Source organism: Neotamlana sargassicola, from assembly GCF_020523965.1.
Classification (GTDB): Bacteria; Bacteroidota; Bacteroidia; order Flavobacteriales; family Flavobacteriaceae; genus Neotamlana; species Neotamlana sargassicola.
In genome coordinates this window covers 1-19601 of sequence record NZ_JAJAPX010000001.1, presented here as the reverse complement: position 1 = coordinate 19601, position 19601 = coordinate 1, and the positions used below count along the sequence as shown (strand labels likewise).

Here is a 19601-nt window from a genome sequence, read left to right as displayed (position 1 = left end):
TGATATATAAATAGATGTCACTAGAACAATAAAAGTTGATTTTTTTTAAAAAAGTGTTAAATGGTCGATTAATTAGAGGCAGATTTAGAATAATGTATAAAGTTTAAAACAATTCTTTTTGCTCACTTTATGGGATGAAATATCAAAAATTAAACATCAAATTACTAAATTTGCAGTTCTTAAAATTTAAAGAGCATTATGTTTAATAATTTAAGCGATAAATTAGATAAAGCCTTACACGTATTAAAAGGGCATGGAAGTATAACAGAGGTTAATGTAGCAGAGACTTTAAAGGAAGTTAGACGTGCCTTACTTGATGCCGATGTTAACTTTAAAATAGCTAAACAATTTACTAATACTGTTAAAGAAAAAGCACTTGGGCAAAACGTATTAACTACGTTACAACCAGGGCAATTAATGGTGAAAATTGTAAAAGATGAGTTAACCGAACTTATGGGTGGCGATGCAGAAGGTATTAATTTATCGGGAGCACCAAGCGTAATTTTAATGTCGGGTTTACAAGGTTCGGGTAAAACCACTTTTTCTGGTAAGCTTGCTAATTATTTAAAAAATAAAAAAACAAAAAAACCACTATTAGTAGCTTGTGATGTATATCGTCCTGCGGCGATCGATCAGTTGCATGTTGTTGGAGAGCAAATAGGTGTAGAGGTTTTTAGCGATAGAGGAAATAACGATCCGGTGGCTATTTCGCAAGCGGCAATTGCACATGCAAAATCAAACGGAAATAATGTTGTAATTATAGATACCGCTGGTCGTTTAGCTGTAGACGAAGCAATGATGACCGAAATATCGAATATTCATAAAGCTATTCAACCTCAAGAAACCCTGTTTGTTGTAGATTCTATGACAGGGCAAGATGCTGTTAATACAGCTAAGGCCTTTAACGATGTATTGAATTTCGACGGTGTTATTCTTACCAAGTTAGATGGTGATACTCGTGGTGGTGCAGCAATTTCTATAAAATCTGTAGTAAATAAACCGATTAAATTTATTGGTACAGGTGAAAAAATGGAGGCGATAGATGTTTTCTATCCATCGCGTATGGCCGATCGTATTTTGGGTATGGGTGATGTTGTATCACTTGTAGAAAGAGCTCAAGAGCAGTTTGATGAACAAGAAGCAAGAAAACTTCAAAAGAAAATTGCTAAAAATCAATTTGGTTTCGATGATTTTTTAAGTCAGATTCAGCAAATTAAAAAAATGGGTAACATGAAAGACCTTATGGGCATGATACCTGGAGCTGGAAAAATGCTTAAAGATGTAGATATAGATGACGATGCGTTTAAAGGTATTGAAGCTATTATACATTCTATGACTCCAGGCGAACGCTCAACACCTTCAGTATTAAATGCTAGTAGAAAAAAGCGTATTGCAAAAGGATCTGGAACATCTGTTCAAGAGGTTAATCAGTTATTGAAACAATTTAACCAAATGAGTAAGATGATGAAAATGATGCAAGGTGGTGGCGGCAAAAAGATGATGCAAATGATGAAGAATATGCGTTAATTTGTTAGAAGTTAGAAGTTAGAAGTGTCATGCTGAGCGCAGTCGAAGCATAAAAAAATAATAAATAAAATTTGGCGTCTTTTGCGCCTTTGCGAGAAAATTTATGACAATCTTAGACGGTAAAAAAGTAAGTAACGACATTAAAAATGAAATTGCAGAACATGTGTCTGCAATGATTTCTAAAGGAGAAAAAGTACCACATTTAGCTGCAGTTTTAGTAGGAAGTGATGGCGCTAGTATGACTTATGTAAACGCCAAAGTAAAAGCCTGTGAAAAAATAGGTTTTAAATCAACACTTATTGAGTTACCCGAATATACCTCTGAAGAAGAATTGTTAGATACCATCAATAAATTAAATAAAGATGCTGATATTGATGGTTTTATAGTTCAATTACCATTGCCTGATCAAATTGATGAGCAAAAAGTTTTAATGGCCATAGATCCTGATAAAGATGTTGATGGATTTCATCCTACAAATGTTGGCCGTATGGCTTTAGATTTACCAACCTTTTTACCTGCAACACCATATGGAATTATGGAATTACTTGAGCGTTACCAAGTAGAAACATCGGGTAAAAATGTTGTTGTTATGGGGCGCAGCCATATTGTTGGTCGCCCAATGAGTATTTTAATGAGCCAGAAACGTAAGGCAGGAGATGCTACAGTAACAGTGGTTCATAGCCGTTCTAAAAACTTAAAAGAGATTACCTTAGGTGCCGATATTATTGTGGCCGCCATTGGTATTTCGGAGTTTTTAACTGGCGATATGGTTAAAGAAGATGTTGTGGTAATAGATGTTGGTATTACGCGTGTACCAGACCAAACCAAAAAGAATGGTTACAGACTTGCAGGCGATGTGCATTTTGAAAGCGTTAGCAAAAAAGCTAGCTACATTACACCTGTTCCTGGTGGTGTTGGGCCAATGACGATTGCGATGCTATTAAAAAACACACTACTTGCTAGAGAGCGTCACGGATAGTAAACGCTTTTAGAGAAGAATATAATATAGAAAAGGAATTAATATTTTTATTAATTCCTTTTTCTTGTTTTAGGAGTAAACGTTTTTGTAGAATGCTCTAAAAGTTTATTTAAGTTTATAAACTCTTCTTTGGTTAGTTCTCGATATTTTCCAATGGGCATATCGAGTGTTATATTCATTATTCTAACGCGTTTTAAGGTTTGTACTTCGTAGTTTAAATAGCTACACATGCGTCTAATCTGGCGGTTTAAACCTTGGGTTAAAACAATTTTAAATTTGTAAGTGCTTAATTTTTCAACCTTACATTTTTTGGTAGTTTGTTTTAATTCTTCCAAGAAAATACCACCGCGCATACGCTCTAAAAAGGTTTGCGAAATAGGCTTATCAACTGTAACTATATATTCTTTTTCGTGGTTGTTGCTAGCACGAAGAATTTTGTTTACGATGTCGCCATCATCGGTTAATAAAATTAAACCTTCACTTGGCTTGTCGAGTCTTCCAATGGGGAAAATACGCTTGTGATAATTTATAAAATCTATAATATTGTCCTTTTCAATATTCGTATCTGTTGTACAAACAATACCAACTGGTTTATTAAAAGCTAAATAAACAAAACTCTTTTTTGTGTTTTTAATAATTTCACCATCAACAGCAACCACGTCGTTGGGCGCAAATTTGGTTCCCATTTCTGGTACGACACCGTTTATAGTTACTCTGCCCGCATCAATAAGTTTATCGGCTTCTCGCCTAGAGCAGTAGCCAACTTCACTTAAATATTTGTTTAATCGTGTTAAATTATCGCTCAAAACTTAGTTGTTTATAAAGTTAATTATAGCATCATCAATACTATCATCTTTTAAACCATGGCCAAAACCTTCTGTGGTTTTTAAGGTTGAATTTTTATAGTTTCTCGCTATGAGTTTGGCTTCATCGTAGCCAATAATTTTATCCTGCTTATCGTGAATAATTAAGCCTTCGGTTTCTATTTTTTTAGTAAAATTAGCCGATGAGAAATAGGCCGTTTCATTATCAAATCGTTTTTCAACCATCTTATTAAGTCCATCTTCAATTTTACTGTTATAATTCAGCATTTTTACATAGGACTTAAAAATTTTGGTAAATTCTGATGGAGCTCCTAACAATACTAATTTTTCTAAAGTTTTAATTTGATAATTATGCTGAAAAAAAATAGAAGACATGCCACCAACGGAATGACCAATTATAATATTAGGTTTGTAATGGTTAGCGACTACATTTATAAATTCGGAATATAAAATGGCATTAAACTTAGTGCCACTCGATTTTCCATGTGCAGGCCCATCGAGCGCAACGAGATTGTAGTTGAATTTTTTGAGTTTGTTAATTAAAACTTTCCAGCGGTAGCTATTACTTTCCCAACCATGAGCTAATAAAATTGTTTTTTCGGTTCCAGGCCAATTATAGGTTTGAATGCTATGGTTTTTATAATCTAATTTAAGCTGGGAGGCAGTGTTTAAAAATTCGTGTTGTTTTTCTTGAATGCGCCCTTTTCTTGGCGTCATGAAAATATCTAAAGCTTTTGTAGTCGCATATTTTGGTGCGATAAAGCTTATGGTATTTAACGATGTTCCAATTATTTTTGGAAGATTTTTTTGTATGATTTTTTTCATTTGCTATGCTTCTCGATGAACCAAATCCATTGAAAATGCCGGTAAGCATATCGCCAAATACTCGCAGTCTTCTTTAAAAGGATTGGAGTATTGAACGCGCGTGTTTTTTTCAATTTTAATAGATTGTCCTGCTTGCAAAGTTACAACCTCGTCTTCAATTATAAATTGTTTTTTGCCTTTTATAATAAAAGTGTACTCGTCGAATTCTGGGGTTTGAAATGGTTCGCTCCAACCGGGAGGCGCAACCATGTGGGCAATACTAATTTGTGAATTGCCTGTAGTTGCGTTTCCAAAGTGTTCTTTTATTGTTTTACCGTCGGTAGTTGGCACAATAAAAGGGTTGTTTTGAATAACGTACTTCTTGCTCATTAATTTAATTGTTATTACCAGTTAATAAAAAAGTATTTTATTTTAGCATTATCTGGAATATGAGTTTCTTCTATTTGCAGCTTCATATCGAATCGTAAATTAGCAGGAAGCTCGTCTTTACTAATGGCAAAACTGGCATTTAGTTCGTTTACGGTAATTAATACCGAATTAATTAAGTTGCTAATTTTAGATATTTTATATGCCGAAGCTATATCTTTAAACGTGCTTAAGGTTGAAATATTTTTATCGGTTTTAAAACGAGAGTCTACAATTTGAACACCTTGGATAACCGAAGTGGAATCTAAAATACGTTCAGGTGTTAGTACCAAAAGTTTTTTGCCTCCTTTTTCAAAAATTTCTATTGTGTTTATATCTCCAGAAAAGTCTTCGCCGCTTTCAAATTTTGAAATAGAATCGTTGGCAAAAATAGTTTTTAAGTCTTTAACCTGTGTAGAATCGGTTAATAACCCAACATTTTGTTTTTCAATTTTAAAAGGGTCTTGCTCATTTTTACAATTTGTAAGTATGAGAGATAGGGCAATAGTGCCAAAAATTAATTTTCGCATTAAATAATAGTATTAGTGTTGTTTGTTTTGCCGTTTAGGCTTGTTTATTTGCTCATTACTTTAGTTAAAATACCAAATACGCTTCGTATAAACGTGGCACTTGTAAGTACTTTAACAACAGGATTTATTCGGGTGCTAGTTCTACGTTTTGTTGTAGTTGTTTTTCTTTTTGCTTCTGCTTTTTTAAGAGCTTCTTTCTCTTTTTTGGCTTTTTCTTTAGCTTCTTCGGCTTCGGCGGCTTTTATTTTATCGTTTAGCATTTCGTATGCGCTTTCACGATCTATAGTTTCGTTATATTTTTTAACCAACTTAGAGTTTGATAGTAACGTGCTTAACTCGGAGCTAGTTAACACATCCATACGGCTCATTGGTGCGCGCATCATGGTGGCTGCTAGCGGTGTTGGTCGGCCTTTTTCGTCGAGAGCAGAAACCAAGGCTTCACCAATTCCTAAAGATGTTAAAACTTCGGTGGTATCGTAATATTCGGAATCTGGATAGTTCTGCGCTGTTAATTTTATAGCTTTCCTGTCTTTTGCTGTAAATGCACGTAAGGCATGCTGAATTTTTAAACCTAATTGGCCTAAAACTTCCTCTGGAACATCGGTTGGGTTTTGGGTTACAAAATATAAACCAACGCCTTTGCTACGTATTAGTTTTACAATGCTTTCAATTTGATTTAATAAGGCTTTCGAAGCTTCATTAAAAATTAAATGTGCTTCGTCTATAAACATAACCAACTCTGGTCGGTCACTATCGCCTTGTTCAGGAAAAGTAGAATAAATTTCGGCGAGTAAACTTAGCATAAACGTTGAAAATAGTTTTGGTTTATCTTGTATATCGGTTAATCTTAAAATATTGATATAGCCACGACCTTCATCATTTACACGAAGTAAATCTTGTACATCGAAAGAGGTTTCACCAAAAAATAGATCGGCTCCTTGTTGTTCTAATTCTATAATTTTTCTAAGAATTGCACCGGTTGAAGCGGTTGAAATTCGACCATAAGCCTCTGTAAATTCCGCTTTTCCTTCTTGCGTAGCGTATTGTAATATTTTTTTGAAATCTTTTAAATCTAAAAGTGGTAGTTTATTGTTGTCGCAATATTGAAAAATTACCGAGACAATGCCCGATTGGGTTTCGGTTAAATCTAAAATTCTAGATAATAAAACTGGTCCAAATTCGCTTATCGTAGCACGTAAACGCACCCCGTTTTGTTCCGATAAGGTTAAAACTTCAACAGGAAATTGTTTAGCTTCAAAAGGTAATCCAATTTTTTCATGGCGTTCATCAATTTTAGCATGTCCGGGACTTGGTTGGGCAATACCACTTAAGTCGCCTTTTATATCCATGAGTAAAACAGGTACACCTTTATCGCTTAAATTTTCGGCTAAAACTTGTAACGATTTTGTTTTTCCAGTACCAGTTGCGCCGGCAATTAAACCATGGCGATTCATGGTTTTTAAAGGTATTTTTACATGTGCTCCGGTTATGGTTTCGCCGTCTAACATTGCTGCCCCAACAGGAATGAATTCGCCTTTGGTAGCATTGCCTTCTGTAATAAAATTATAAAATGTCTCTTTTTTACTCATGTTATAAAATTTGTATAAAAATACATGAAAAATAAAGAAGAAAAAAAATGCCATAGTGTAAAGTGTCTAAATAATTTTTAACCGATATTCGTTTTATTTAGGCCTTTAAATTGATTGTGAAAACCTTAAGTTTTGCGTTAAACTTATGTGTATATTTGCAGCCTATGAAAAATGAAGTGAAAGAATTGGTAAACAAGGGTGAAATGTTGCCTTTAATGGAAGAATTTTACACCATACAAGGTGAAGGTTTTTACAAAGGAACAGCTGCTTATTTTATTAGAATAGGTGGTTGCGATGTGGGTTGCCATTGGTGCGATGTAAAAGAAAGTTGGAATGCCGAATTACACCCACCAACCAACATTAATAACATTGTTGAAAATGCAAAAAAATACAGTGATACCATTGTAATTACTGGAGGTGAGCCGTTAATGTGGGATATGAATCCTTTAACAAATCAATTGAAATCTGAAGGTTTAAAAACACATATAGAAACTTCTGGAGCATACAAATTAACAGGTATTTGGGATTGGATTTGTTTGTCACCAAAAAAGATGAAGCTTCCAACCGAAGAGGTTTCAGCTAAAGCCAATGAATTAAAAGTTATAGTTTATAATAAAGACGATTTTCGCTTCGCGGAAGAACAAGCAGCTAAAGTAAACAGTAATTGTATTTTATATTTACAGCCCGAATGGAGCAAGCGTGATAAAGTGGTACCGTTAATTGTTGACTACGTTATGCAAAACCCAAAGTGGAAGGTGTCGTTACAAACACACAAATATTTGAATATTCCTTAACTAATTAATAGGCAAAACAATATGGAAAAATTACTAAGAATAATTGGAGCGGCATGGGGCGCAAAAAAAATAGGAGGAGGAAAATGCGGTTGTATTGGTACTTTTGTTGTTTTTTTAGTGTTATACTGGTTGCTTGGATACGTATTTAAAGTTATTTAGAAATAAAAAAAGCCTTGATGTTCAAGGCTTTTTTTATTGATTTTAATTTTATTATTTAACAGGAACAGCAACGCGAACAGTATCCCAAGCTAAAAACATTTTGCCAGCATCGAAGGCAATAGAGAATGCTTCAACAGCATCTCCTTTATGTACAGGAGCTTTTACACGAACCACATCTTTAGAGTCTTTATAATTGTAAGCTCCCCAAACATCGGTATCGTTGCTTAAAATGATAGTCCATTCGTTGTCTCCAGGAATAGTAAATAACGAGTAAGTTCCAGCTTTTACAGGTTTTCCTCCAAAATTTACATCTTTATAAAATTTAATTTCGGCAGCTTCGTTGGCTCCTGTTCTCCAAACTTTTCCTTTAGGTGCTAATTGCTCTAAACTTCTTCCTTTTAATTGCGGACGACTGTAAATTACTTTTGCCGTAGGCTTTTCGTTTCGGCTAGCTCTTAAGTATGCAATGTCTAGTGGGCTAGCATCTAATTTAGAAAATTTTTGCGCCTGAGTTTCAATTGAAAATACTAAAGCTAATACAAAAGCTAAAGCTGAAATGTAAGTTGTCTTTTTCATTATTTTTATTTTTTAATTTAAAGTTTAAAATTAACGGTAAATAGTCTTAAAATAACGTTAAACGAAAAATGAATTGTTAAAGTTTTAGTTTGCTGTATAGCGCGTCGATTTTATTGTTTTACCTGTTTTATCTTTTACAACAGATATCCATTTAGCATTAGCACTAATTTGTTCGTATTTTATTTTGTTGTTTTCAGAAAATAGAAAGGTTTCCACGGTAGTGTCTGCAGTAATTTCTACACCAATACAATTTTTTCCTTTTAATCGTTTTACACTTATTGGCGCTTTTACAAGCACATCTTTAGGCTGCATAACATTTATAAAACAAGTGTTTTTTGCTTTTTTAGTGTTTTCAATTTTTAGTGTTTTTAAACTTATACGACGAATATCGTTAGGACGTTGAGGTGTCATTACTTCTTCAACTAAAGTTTCGCTAATGCTTGTTTTTGGTGCTTCAGGAAATATATTGAATACTTTTAAAGCGCCAGTTCCGTTTAAAATTTCATATTCATCATCTGCAATTTCATTGGCATATTTTTCCGAATGAATGCGCCAAGTGTACGTGTGTTCTAATTCGCTCTCGAGTTCGTCTAACAAAATAAAATAACCATTTTCGCTATTTATTATGTGACGCGCATTTCGGGTTAGTTGCATTTCTGGATAATACATTTTGCTGGCTTCGCCAACGGCAAAGGTATAGCCATCTTCATTGGAGAAAGCTTCAATTTTAGCAATGGCTGTTTCTGGTACATTTTTCCAAACGTTATAAATGCCTTTACAGTTTAAATCGAATAAAACAGGGTCGCTTAAATCGCCCTCATCCCAAATTTTTTCACCAACACAACCGGTGCCATCAACTGTAATGAGGTTATGAATTTCGGCTTTCGATGTTCGGTTATAGCCTTCGTCTATAGCTAATGCGGCATCACCTTTTAATAATGTAAAATGATTAAAATCAACATGGTAATGCGTTAAACTACGTGTTCGCCAGTTATTTTTTTTATCTATTTCCCAACTTAATTTCCATTGTTTATGACCTCCAGGAGGGCTGGTTTTAAACGATAGGTGTGTGGCATCGGTATCCCAACCAGAGCGTATAACGACTAAGCCAAGATCTTCGAAATATTTGGTGGTTGGTAAATTTGCGGGCGATTGTTGTTTTATTTCTGGGTTGTACCAAAGTAACTCTAAAAAGGCTTCTGGTAAAATACCAGGGAATATTTTACTTTCGTAAGCTTCTCTAAATAAAAATTTATTTCGAACCAATTCTCCTAGCCATTGGGCATAGGTGTTGTTATGTTCGGAGGCTAGTTTGTAATAAGCCGCAATGGAGTGCGAACTTTTACGATCGTGCGAATCGCCAAAGTTTACGTTTTCTTCCCAGTTTGGAGCCGATTGATACAAACGAAAGAAAAACGTGTTTTTCATAAATTCGGTGTCGAAATAGTTAGGACCACCATGAGCACGTATTAACTCAGCAGCCGATAAAAATGAATTGATTGCATAACGCCAATACACGGTGCCTTCGTAGTTCGAGCCATCTTCTGGTAAATATTCGAATACGGTTTTAAAATTGTCATGAATTTCTGCAATCCATTTATTAGCGCCTTCATATTCATTTTCTATTGCATAAGCAGTTGTTAGAATTCCGGTATAGTTAATCCAGTTGTGGTTTTGCCAATAGTCGGTAGACCAGCAGTTGCCTTTGTTTTCTTGTCCGTAATTAAATATTTTGTTGCCTTGTAGAATGAGTTTATCTAAAAAAAGTTGTTTTTCTTGAGGCGATAAATCATCTTTAATCCAATCGTACGATAGACCTAAACCATACAACAGCCATGAGGCGCTTAAATCGACATCAACCAAAAAACCATAACCCCAAACATCGTAACCAACGGCGGTAAAAATCCAACGTTTGGCTTCATCTAAATAATGTTTCTGTCCTGTTAGTTTGTAAGCTAAACTTAAATTGGCAGCCGCCATTCCCATATAGGTAATACTTGTTGGCGGGGGTGTTTTTGATAGTTTTTCGCTTTCGTAAGATTTACATTGTTGCAATAAACGTTTAAAATGAGGTTTATGAGTGGTTTTAATTTTTTCTTTTAACTCATCTAACCTGTCATTTATCAATAAATAAGATTCCGTATTATTGGCATTTAAATTTGGTACTCTTTTGTATGCCGATGCGTTATTGTTTGTTGCCGAAATTACAACGGGTAAAAACAATAAAACAAAACATAGTTTTTTAAAATGTTTTTTCATGTGTAGTAAGTGCTTATTTTTTAGTTAGTAATAATTTGCCATATGTAGTACATTGAAAGTAACGACAAAAACGTAATGCCCAAATAGGTAAGTATTTGCAGTGGTTTTGTAGGCTTGAGTTTTTCTGGGATATCGCTACTTGTTACAATTTTTAAATTTAAATACCCAACAATTGGGGCTAAAACAAAAGAAATAAAAGTGGCTATTGCAATAATTAAACTCATATTTCCGCTTAGGCTATAGAGCACAAAAAAGTTTATTGCAGCTAAACTTATAATGCCAATGGCATAATATTTTCTGTCGGTAAGAGGTTTGCGTTTAACAGATAATTTTTCGACAATGTCTATACTTACACGAGCAATAGCGTCGTGTGCCGTTAAACAAGTGCTAAACATGGTAGCAAATGCAGAAATGGCTATAAATAAATAAGCCCAATCGCCAATATGTTGAGTAAAAAGTGATACCACTTGGTCGGCAAAAGTTACGGCGTTTCCGCTAAGTTCTGTGCCAGAGCCATACAAGGTCATGCATCCAATTATTAAAAAGAAAATCGCCAATAAGGTTGTTATAACATAACCTGTGTTAAATTCTTGTAAGGCTTCTTTTAAAGGCGGCTTATTTTTGTTAATTCTATATTTTTCGGCACTCCATAAACTTAGCCAGCTGCTGGCTTCAACCGCAGTTGGCATCCATCCAATAAGTGTAATTAAAAAAAGAATACCCAAATTGTCTAGAAGTTCTGGAGCTTTGAAATTTACGACTGGTGCTACTTGGCCTTCGTTTATAACAAGTCCTGTAGTTACTAAAAGTGCTGCAAATAATACAGGAATTACAAATTTTAGTGTTGTTTCTAAAAGTTTATATTTTCCTATAATTAAGATGATGCTGTTAAAGGCAAATAAGGCGAGAGCCACCGTTGCGATAGAAGTGTTTTTTAGGTCTAATAAATTTATAAGAAGCCCTGATGTAATTGAATAAAGAGCTGCAGGACTAGCCAAGGTAGTAACAAAAGTTATAAAAGCATAAAGCCACAAATAACCTTTGCCACGGTTTAAATACCCTTGAATAATACTTTTTCCGGTGATGTTTGTATAGCGTATTCCAAATTCGAAGAAGGGATATTTTAAAATATTTGCTAGCAATAAAGGAATTACCATTATCCAGCCATATTTAGCTCCAGCTTTTGTAGATAATACTAAATGCGAAGTACCAATGGCCATACTTGCAAACAAAAGTCCTGGACCAAGGTTTTTTATTATTCTTATAAGAACTTGCATGGTTATTTTAGTTGGTTGTGGTATGTTTTTTTAATTGGTGCACCAATTTGGTTTACCAAATATAATCATTTCCATGAATATTTAAAGGCTTAGTTGTTAAACTTTTATTTTAATTTTAAGATGTAGTTGAATTTACGAGTGAAAGAAATAGGCGTGTGCTATACTATACTTCATAAATTTCTATAGGTAAGTTATCGGGGTCTGAAAAAAAGGTGAATTTTTTTCCTGTAAATTCATCTATACGAATGGGTTCTACGGGAATATTTTGAGATTCTAAATAATTTTTTTCATTCTCAATGTTTTCAACAGCAAAAGCAATGTGTCTTAATCCAACGGCTTCAGGTCTTGATGGGCGTTTTGGTGGGTTGGGAAATGAGAAGAGTTCGATGATGTAATCATTATTTATCGCTAAATCTAGTTTATAGGAATTCCGAGGTTCACGATATACTTCATTTTTTATTTTGAGTCCCAAAGTTTCAGTGTAGAATTTTTTTGAAATTTCGTAGTTCGAGCAGATTATTGCAATATGGTGTACGTGTTTTATTTTCATGTATGAACAAGTTTAAAATCTATAAAAAAATCCCAACATTATGCTGGGATTAAATAGGTGTTTATCTGTAAAGATTTACTCATTGTTTTAAAGGAAATTAGTTGATTTTTACATTGGAATGCATGTTCCTGAGTATACTAACTACACTTTTTACGGCTAAAAAACTGGTTTTAGGATTACTTGGGCTTGGTTTATTTTCGGTGCGCGTATAAATTTTTCCAAAATCGCCTTCACAAGTTATCTCATGCATATTGCTAGTTGCATTTGGGTCGGCGACGATGTTAATGGTTAATTCTTCACATTTCGATGCAAAATAAATACTTGCAGCAACATTTATGTTTTTTGGAAACATGCTAATGGCTTCGTCAACTTTACCTGTCCAAATGGTTTCGGCTGTTGTAATTGATGATAAATCTATGTTCGAGCTATCAAAAAAAGGTGCGCCTTCTAAGCTTTTCGGGTGTTTGGTGGTTTTAATGTTTATGGCTTTAATTTCATCGTTTACAGCTTTTATAGCGTCTAAACCAGCTATGGCACCAACTGGTAATATTATTTCGCAATATTTTAATGTGTTTAAAGCAGCTCTGTTTTGGTAAAGTCCACCAGTGCTAATTACAATTAATTTTTTGCCCGCTTTATCTAGTTCATCAAATTTTAGTAGTTGCGTAACTACATCTTTGTTGGCGCATTCAATAATAATATCGGTGTCTTCAATAAGATCTGAAGTAATTTCTTTTCTAAATTCAATGGGTTTATCTTTTAAATTAAATTCTGGGTCGTTAACTTCTTTTCTTGCAACAACATATTTTAATTGAAAATTAGAATCGTTCATAATCCATTTTCCGAGATATTTTCCAATATTTCCAAAGCCTATTATGGTTACTTTCACAGGGATAATTTTAATGTTTTGGTTTTAATTTTTTTTAAAGATAGAATAAAATTTTAAATAGAAAACTGGCGCGTTATTAAGGGATTGAACTTGCGGTGAAAAGTAAGTTGTAGGGCCTTTTATTGATTTAAAATATTCTTTTTGGGTTATAACATAAAGCTTAATGATAGTGCTAAGTTACCCTTTGTTGTATTTTTTGTGTTCTATTTTTTTTGCTTTTAAAATTGCATAAAATTTTCGTGGAGATATTTTTAAGTCTTTTGTTATATCACGAACTTTTTTCTTACCTTTTCTATACAGCTTTAAATTCTCGTTTACTTTTTTATTGAAATAATGTTTTTCTAGTTTCTTAACGATTTCCGATTCCGTTAACTTAGAGTTTTCTGCATATTTTTCAATTTCCGATTTAATGTCTTTTAAACTACTCATAATTGTTGTTTTTAGGGGTTTGCTATACACATGCCAACGTATTTATAAGAGTGAGAGGACGTTGGCTAAGATGTAAATTTAGTGAATAAAAACAGATTAATAAAATCCGAAAGGATTTTTATAAAAACCTAGGAATAAGAGTTTGCCTTTAGGCAATTTTAGCTCTTATAATTTATTTTAGGTTTTTGTTACTCCATTCCATAATCGATGTTAAATTCTCTTTTAAAGACTTTCCTTTTTCGGTTAGTCTATATTCTACTTTAGGTGGTATAACAGGATAAGATTTTCTTTTCACTATTTTTAATCTTTCCAAGTCTTTTAATTGTTGTGAGAGCATTTTTTGGCTAATGCCGTTAATGGCTTTGTCCAATTCGTTAAATCGCATGACTTCGTTTAATATTAAAAGCCAAATAATTACAGGTTTCCATTTACCTCCAATCTGCTCCATGAAAATAGTAATGGGACATTCTTTTGCTTGTTGGTATTTTTTTTCAATTAATTTTTCGGCCATATCCGCACAATTTACATTTTTCCGAGTTTGTGGTAAGTAACTTACTAAAAAGTAAGTACTTGTTAAATTTATAGTTATTTAACAAATTTGCAAATAAAATCTTGAATAATGAGCAACAAAACAATTGTAATTACGGGTGGAACTACTGGAATTGGTTTTGCATGTGCAGACTATTTGGTAAAAAATGGCTACAACGTAGCAATTACTGGAAGAACCAGGGAAAATTTAGATATAGCGGTTTCTAGATTAGGAAAAAACGCTATCGGGGTTTTATCGGATACTTCATTGCTGGATGATATTGACGAACTGGTATTAAAAATAAAAAATGAATTTGGAAAAATTGATGGGTTGTTTATAAATGCAGGTATTTTTAAAGCTTTAAATTTTGAGGAAACTACCGAAGCATTGTTTGACGAAACCATGAATATAAACTTTAAGGGGGCATATTTTACTGTGCAAAAATTTCTTCCTATTTTGAAGAATCCTTCGAGTGTGGTTTTAAATACTTCTATTGTAGTTTTTAAAGCATTTGCAGATACCAGCGTATATACCGCAAGTAAGGCAGCGCTTGAAAGCATTGCTAAAGTTTTAAATATTGAACTTGCCGAAAGAGGAATTAGGCTAAATGTTGTTAGCCCGGGTGTAACGCAAAGTCCGATACAAAAAAAATCGGGAATGAGCGACGAAGCAATTGATAATTTACTTGAGCATTTTTCTTCAACTTCTCCAATAGGCCGAATTGTTCAACCAACAGATATAGCTCCAATTGTTGAGTTTTTATTGTCTGACAAATCTGCGGTTTTACGCAATGAAAAAGTTATTGTAGATGGTGGTACGACCATGTAAGTGTGTGGTAGTAATGGAGTGCTGATTTTGTTTTTAAGGTCACGTATAACCGTCAATTACGGGATTTTGGTTAATGTTTTTTTTTAGTATGGGCGTTAGTGATTTTAAGTAGATAGCGACCTAGTTGAATTTGCTGAAGTAGTGGTTTTACATTTTAGGTAACTTGAATTTTAACTATCAGACATATTAGTTCCAATTGTTTTAGAACATTCTGAAAACCATTTAAATAATTTTGATTTAGTATTAATATGGGGTTTTACATCAATTTTATCTGAAGTTACATCTACATGTTCAATAAATTTAATATTCAAAACTTCTTCAATTGGTTTTATAAGTTTAGGGAAATCATCAATATCATTTAATTTAGGCTATTTTATGAACGTTGAATATTTCATTTGTTGAGATTCTACTCTAAAATCATTATTCGCTCTCCATTGTGAGATATATAATTTGTCATGTCTTTCAAGATTAACAGTCCATGACCCAAAAGATCGAACAGACAAAGATATTCTTGTGTCTTCAGGCTTTAGTTTATTTCTTCTGTAAAGCCATTTCTCTATTTCGGTAGAGCTTAAAGTGAATGTAATATCCCAATATTTGCTTGTAGGCGTTAACCCTAATGAAGATATCCAATTATGCACCTTTTCGTTTTTAAACGCTTTCATTTTTAATTTGGTTTGTTGCGTAAATTTAGTCTCTAATTTGGCGTGGATAAGGCGATTATAAAATTAACTAGGACTTTTGCGAATTTTCTAAAACCAAGTGATTAAATGAAAGCCTTGTAACTATTTTTATTAAAATAACGAATATCCAAATATTAGTGATAATGTTTTGTATTCTGAATTCCAATATAAATAGTTCCCTATAATTTCTCTATTGGTTTGGTATCTTATTTCTACACTGTATCTGTCATTATGTTTGTAACCAATTCCTAGTGCTAAGTTATTTCTGGAATTAATTTCTAGAGAATTTACACTTGAACCATCAGATCTTGTAAGCTCGATTGATGATTTTGAAAATAAATCTAATACGTAAGAAGCATTTATAAAAATTTTAGAATTATTATTTAAAAAGAAATAATGGCGTAAGCTTAAGGGTACTTCAATGGAGCTATAATCTACATTTGCTATTAATACGCCACCAGAAACATTACTTGAGTTAGTTGTTTTTTCGGATTTATAACTTTGATAAGTTGGCTCAATGCCTACAGCCCATTTGTTTTTGTTAAAAGGTAAAATAAACTCAGTTTCTAACCCAAATCCAAACCCGATTTTATTTTCAAAATCAATATTTTCAGAATTTGGGTCTTGCATTGATAATGATGAACTATTTATACGTGGCCTTAATGTTAAATTAAACCAATCTCTTTTTTCCTTTGGCTCGAAATTCGTTATGTCGTAGTTGTGGCAATTGCTGTACTCAGTAAAAAATCGTACTAAACTATTTTTTTTATATTCTAAATTCTCAATTTTACGCGATTTAAAATTTGCACAATTTAAATCAATAAACAACTGTTGTTTAAATCTATTATTTTTAGCGACGTTATTATCTTCGGTTTTATAACTTTTAAATATTAATTGTTCAATATCAGAATTGTCTTTATTGTAAAAATAGCGTTTTAAGTTACTATCGGCGTATTGATATAAGGTTGCTTTACCATCAACTAATACCTTTAAAAAAAGCTGTTCTTCTTTAAATATTGGGTTTTTGTCGGAGCTTAATTTATTAATGTTCTCGCTCGATCTGTCAATATTTACAGTGCTTCGTACATATTTTGAAATATTATCAATACCAAATTCTTTTACTGATTTTATAGTTGCTTTTTTAGGCTCACTATTTTCGGATAGTTTATATTCAAATTCAGTTGGGTTATTTTTCCAATCAACATTTTTTATTAAACAGTTAACTGCTTGGTTTGTATTATCAATGTAATATCCTTTTTCAAAAGAGATTTGCGAATAACAATTAAGGCTTAAAATTGTTATTAAAAGACATAAAATTTGTGTTTTCATTTGCTAATAGTTGTGTAGCTGTTGCTTAAGGTTTATGTATGGTTTTTTAGGTGTTTTAGTTAGCTAATATAGTACAATATAAGCCTGAATAGAAATTCTGCTAGGGCTTTTTGGTAAACCTATTCTAACAATTAATTTATGAGGTGTTTGCAAAAGTTATCTTTTACTTTTTTTGGTCAATCTTCCTGTTGCAAATAGAATTCTATAGATCAGACTGTTAGTGTGTTCATTTTTGAAAATTCTGAAGTAGTCTTCGCATTCGATCATAATTATTTATAGTTATTTTTCATAATTTATATCCAATTCCAAATTTCAGAATATTAATGTTCGTGTTGTAACTTATATCTGGAACTCCATTTTCAACTCTAATTTTCACAAAATCATATTGTGCCTGTAAAAAGAATTTTTCAGATAAATTATATGCAATACCTAAATTAGAATTAAAACCCTCTTCGCTATTGTCAATATCAGCAGGTAATTCATCATCTCGATTGTCCGCCCAATCTGCATTAAAAATAAGTATTGAATATCCAATTCCAACTTGAGGACGCAGTTTTTCTAAATTCGGAATGTTGAACTCTGCAAATAAGCGCGGTTGAATAGGAATAGTTTTTACATCAAATAATTGATTCAGGTGGGTTGCACTTGATTTAGTGTTTTTAAAGAACCCAAAATTCGCGGACACTCCTAAATTCAATATTTCTTTTTGTAGAAATCTGTAATTGATTCCCAAGTCAATAATTCCATTATGGTTGTCTCCTAAAAAATTATCTCCAATAGCGATTGGGAAATTAACCTCAATGTCAAATTTAGATTCTTGGGCGTTTAAATTTAGAGCTAAAACTAAAATTAACATCCAATAGAATTTTGATTTCATAAGTTAAGTAAAGTTTTGTTTATGTTTTATTTTGGTTTATGGGAACGTGTTTGTATATGGCTTGTTGCGTGATTTAGGCGTAATTTAGCAAATAAAAACCGAATAGGAAATCTGTAAGGATTTTCGTGAGTAAGCTAGAACTTGCAATAAATTATAGACGTTGTTACCAAAAGTTATTTTATTACTTTTTTAAATCTGTTCCAAATGTTTGTTCCAGTTTTAAATTCATTTTCATTCACTTTTTCCCAATCCCAAGAAATTTCTTTATCGGAAATGACCTTTGCTTGATCAGGAAATAAATCAATTTCAATTATTTTATCAGAACTGTTATCAATTTTCAACTCAATTGTTTCATAACCAATAAATTCAATTTTGTAGTTTACTTTCGGACTATTTTTATCGACTAAAAAAACTTTGTTTACTTCATCAAAAAAAAAGTGTTTTCGGTCAGATGTTCGTATAATATTCGCTGGAATTTCAATTCCGTTTTCGTCCTTAACTTTGAATTTAAGTTTAACTTCTTTTTCTGATTCGACTTTAGAATCAGTTATTTTAATTTCACTTTTTAGAACTTGTTCTGCTTTATCAAAAATCAAGTTTAGTGTTTCTTCCTTCAATTCAAATTTTCCACTACCAATTGTCGACACTCCTAAACATCCAGAAACCATATAATCAAATCGATTATTTTCTTTAAAATTAATACACGTTACATTCGATTCACCTATTGGAACAGAACAATATTTTCCTTCTAATTTTTTTTGAGAAAAAGTTGCGATAGAAAACAGAAGTATTATTGTTTGCAGAATGATTTTCATAATTTTTGCAACGTGTTTGTATATGGTTTGTTGCGTAGTTAAGCACTTAATTTAGCAAATAAAAACCGAATAGAAAATCCGAAAGGATTTTAGCAAGTAGGCTAGAACTAGCAATAAATTATATCCGGCTTAAGTTTGTAATTCATTAAATTTAATTCTTTATATGATAAATTGCCTCTAAAAATTTTCTCTTTACACCTTTTTCATCTTTTTCGAGTTCTTTCAATACTCCTGCAATAACCATTTTCTCATTTGGTAATTTTTCAGAAGTTTTTGAATGAGCTATAATAAATGTTTCCGAAGTTCTTTCGTCTCTCAATTCGTAAACGTCATAATTGTCAATCAAAGGAATTAATGAGAAAGTTGTCACTTTTCCAGTCATAATAGGAATCATTATAAATCCGTTAAAATCCGATTTCGAATCTATCAATTCAGGAACTCCAGTCAAAATCATATTTGAGGATAAAATTCCTTTTTTATCAACTTCAGATGGAAGTAGGTTTTGAGGTTTGTACTTTAAATAATCTTCTTTTAAATTTTTATCTAATTTTGAAATAATGATTTCTTTTTCATTTTGGTTTAATTTTGAAATTGACAATTCTAAAAAAAGTATCATTTTCTGTTTGTCATTAAATATTCCGCCTAATTTCCCTAATTCTGCTTTACTAATTATTCCGTCTTCCGCTTTAGTAAGTAGATTGTAAAATCTTCCTCCATTGTCTAGGGAAATGATAGCTTTATTAATTTCCGTATAAGGTTTTACTATTTCCATTATTTTTATTTCGTGAGTTGGTTTGTAGTTGTCTAGTCCTGAAATATGGCTACAGGTTAAAGATTGATTTACGCTGTTTTTAAATATACCATATTCGGTGTTTTATAGTCTAAAGATACATGTAATCTTATTTGGTTGTATAGATTAATTGCACTT

22 protein-coding genes are annotated in these 19601 nt (G+C 32.5%); 5 read left to right on the top strand and 17 right to left on the bottom strand.

Going from position 1 to position 19601, the window contains the following annotated elements:
• Nucleotides 1-198: 198 nt before the first annotated feature.
• Complete coding sequence (gene ffh, locus LG651_RS00110) at nucleotides 199-1527, top strand: signal recognition particle protein (protein WP_226694133.1); 1329 nt, start codon at nucleotides 199-201, stop codon at nucleotides 1525-1527.
• A 103-nt stretch (nucleotides 1528-1630) separates the two neighbouring features.
• Nucleotides 1631-2506, top strand: a complete 876-nt coding sequence (gene folD, locus LG651_RS00105; RefSeq protein ID WP_226694132.1) for a bifunctional methylenetetrahydrofolate dehydrogenase/methenyltetrahydrofolate cyclohydrolase FolD — start codon at nucleotides 1631-1633, stop codon at nucleotides 2504-2506.
• 50 nt (nucleotides 2507-2556) lie between these two features.
• On the opposite strand, the gene rluF is transcribed toward folD, so the two are convergent.
• Genes rluF through LG651_RS00080 form a run of 5 tightly spaced genes read right to left on the bottom strand, consistent with a single transcriptional unit; the run spans nucleotide 2557 to nucleotide 6679 of the window.
• On the bottom strand, nucleotides 2557-3312 hold the full coding sequence (gene rluF / locus LG651_RS00100) for a 23S rRNA pseudouridine(2604) synthase RluF (RefSeq protein ID WP_226694131.1): 756 nt from the start codon (nucleotides 3310-3312) through the stop codon (nucleotides 2557-2559).
• A gap of 3 nt (nucleotides 3313-3315) precedes the next feature.
• A complete protein-coding gene (locus LG651_RS00095; RefSeq protein WP_226694130.1) occupies nucleotides 3316-4155 on the bottom strand; it encodes an alpha/beta hydrolase in 840 nt (279 codons plus the stop codon).
• A gap of 3 nt (nucleotides 4156-4158) precedes the next feature.
• Nucleotides 4159-4524: a cupin domain-containing protein gene (locus tag LG651_RS00090; RefSeq protein ID WP_226694129.1), complete on the bottom strand. Its 366-nt coding sequence runs from the start codon at nucleotides 4522-4524 to the stop codon at nucleotides 4159-4161.
• 14 nt (nucleotides 4525-4538) lie between these two features.
• A complete protein-coding gene (locus LG651_RS00085) occupies nucleotides 4539-5090 on the bottom strand; it encodes a hypothetical protein (protein ID WP_226694128.1) in 552 nt (183 codons plus the stop codon).
• Nucleotides 5091-5134: 44 nt separating this feature from the next.
• Nucleotides 5135-6679, bottom strand: coding sequence for a helicase HerA-like domain-containing protein (locus tag LG651_RS00080; RefSeq protein WP_226694127.1), 1545 nt, complete (start codon nucleotides 6677-6679; stop codon nucleotides 5135-5137).
• Nucleotides 6680-6843: 164 nt separating this feature from the next.
• Between LG651_RS00080 and LG651_RS00075 the strand changes: the two genes are divergently transcribed.
• Both LG651_RS00075 and LG651_RS00070 read left to right on the top strand, forming a co-directional pair.
• Nucleotides 6844-7473 (top strand): 7-carboxy-7-deazaguanine synthase QueE, encoded by a 630-nt coding sequence (locus LG651_RS00075; protein WP_226694126.1) that lies wholly within the window; start codon nucleotides 6844-6846, stop codon nucleotides 7471-7473.
• A 21-nt stretch (nucleotides 7474-7494) separates the two neighbouring features.
• Nucleotides 7495-7632 (top strand): hypothetical protein, encoded by a 138-nt coding sequence (locus LG651_RS00070; protein ID WP_044632745.1) that lies wholly within the window; start codon nucleotides 7495-7497, stop codon nucleotides 7630-7632.
• 51 nt (nucleotides 7633-7683) lie between these two features.
• Here LG651_RS00070 and LG651_RS00065 read toward each other — a convergent pair whose 3' ends face one another.
• The 7 genes from LG651_RS00065 to LG651_RS00035 all read right to left on the bottom strand — a co-directional run bounded on the left by LG651_RS00065 (nucleotide 7684) and on the right by LG651_RS00035 (nucleotide 14123).
• Complete coding sequence (locus LG651_RS00065) at nucleotides 7684-8208, bottom strand: DUF2911 domain-containing protein (RefSeq protein ID WP_226694125.1); 525 nt, start codon at nucleotides 8206-8208, stop codon at nucleotides 7684-7686.
• A gap of 84 nt (nucleotides 8209-8292) precedes the next feature.
• On the bottom strand, nucleotides 8293-10467 hold the full coding sequence (locus tag LG651_RS00060; RefSeq protein ID WP_226694124.1) for a DUF4962 domain-containing protein: 2175 nt from the start codon (nucleotides 10465-10467) through the stop codon (nucleotides 8293-8295).
• A gap of 20 nt (nucleotides 10468-10487) precedes the next feature.
• Nucleotides 10488-11744 (bottom strand): NRAMP family divalent metal transporter, encoded by a 1257-nt coding sequence (locus LG651_RS00055; protein ID WP_226694123.1) that lies wholly within the window; start codon nucleotides 11742-11744, stop codon nucleotides 10488-10490.
• 163 nt (nucleotides 11745-11907) lie between these two features.
• On the bottom strand, nucleotides 11908-12294 hold the full coding sequence (gene gloA2, locus LG651_RS00050; protein WP_226694122.1) for an SMU1112c/YaeR family gloxylase I-like metalloprotein: 387 nt from the start codon (nucleotides 12292-12294) through the stop codon (nucleotides 11908-11910).
• Between the two features lie 97 nt (nucleotides 12295-12391).
• Nucleotides 12392-13183, bottom strand: a complete 792-nt coding sequence (locus LG651_RS00045; protein ID WP_226694121.1) for an aspartate dehydrogenase domain-containing protein — start codon at nucleotides 13181-13183, stop codon at nucleotides 12392-12394.
• Nucleotides 13184-13360: 177 nt separating this feature from the next.
• Nucleotides 13361-13612, bottom strand: coding sequence for a hypothetical protein (locus LG651_RS00040; RefSeq protein ID WP_226694120.1), 252 nt, complete (start codon nucleotides 13610-13612; stop codon nucleotides 13361-13363).
• A gap of 172 nt (nucleotides 13613-13784) precedes the next feature.
• Nucleotides 13785-14123, bottom strand: a complete 339-nt coding sequence (locus LG651_RS00035; RefSeq protein ID WP_226694119.1) for a winged helix-turn-helix transcriptional regulator — start codon at nucleotides 14121-14123, stop codon at nucleotides 13785-13787.
• A 108-nt stretch (nucleotides 14124-14231) separates the two neighbouring features.
• On the opposite strand from LG651_RS00035, the gene LG651_RS00030 reads away from it, so the two are divergent.
• Entirely contained in the window at nucleotides 14232-14969 is a 738-nt protein-coding gene (locus LG651_RS00030; RefSeq protein ID WP_226694118.1) for an SDR family oxidoreductase, read from the top strand.
• A gap of 368 nt (nucleotides 14970-15337) precedes the next feature.
• Here LG651_RS00030 and LG651_RS00025 read toward each other — a convergent pair whose 3' ends face one another.
• The 5 genes from LG651_RS00025 to LG651_RS00005 form a co-directional block, all read right to left on the bottom strand.
• Entirely contained in the window at nucleotides 15338-15610 is a 273-nt protein-coding gene (locus LG651_RS00025; protein ID WP_226694117.1) for a hypothetical protein, read from the bottom strand.
• Nucleotides 15611-15763: 153 nt separating this feature from the next.
• Nucleotides 15764-16981, bottom strand: a complete 1218-nt coding sequence (locus LG651_RS00020) for a PorT family protein (RefSeq protein WP_226694116.1) — start codon at nucleotides 16979-16981, stop codon at nucleotides 15764-15766.
• 286 nt (nucleotides 16982-17267) lie between these two features.
• Nucleotides 17268-17858, bottom strand: coding sequence for an outer membrane beta-barrel protein (locus LG651_RS00015; RefSeq protein ID WP_226694115.1), 591 nt, complete (start codon nucleotides 17856-17858; stop codon nucleotides 17268-17270).
• Nucleotides 17859-18031: 173 nt separating this feature from the next.
• Nucleotides 18032-18673 (bottom strand): hypothetical protein, encoded by a 642-nt coding sequence (locus LG651_RS00010; RefSeq protein WP_226694114.1) that lies wholly within the window; start codon nucleotides 18671-18673, stop codon nucleotides 18032-18034.
• Nucleotides 18674-18824: 151 nt separating this feature from the next.
• The gene (locus LG651_RS00005) at nucleotides 18825-19445 is read right to left on the bottom strand and encodes a hypothetical protein (protein ID WP_226694113.1); all 621 of its coding nucleotides are present in this window, start codon (nucleotides 19443-19445) and stop codon (nucleotides 18825-18827) included.
• Between the last annotated feature and the right edge of the window lie 156 nt (nucleotides 19446-19601).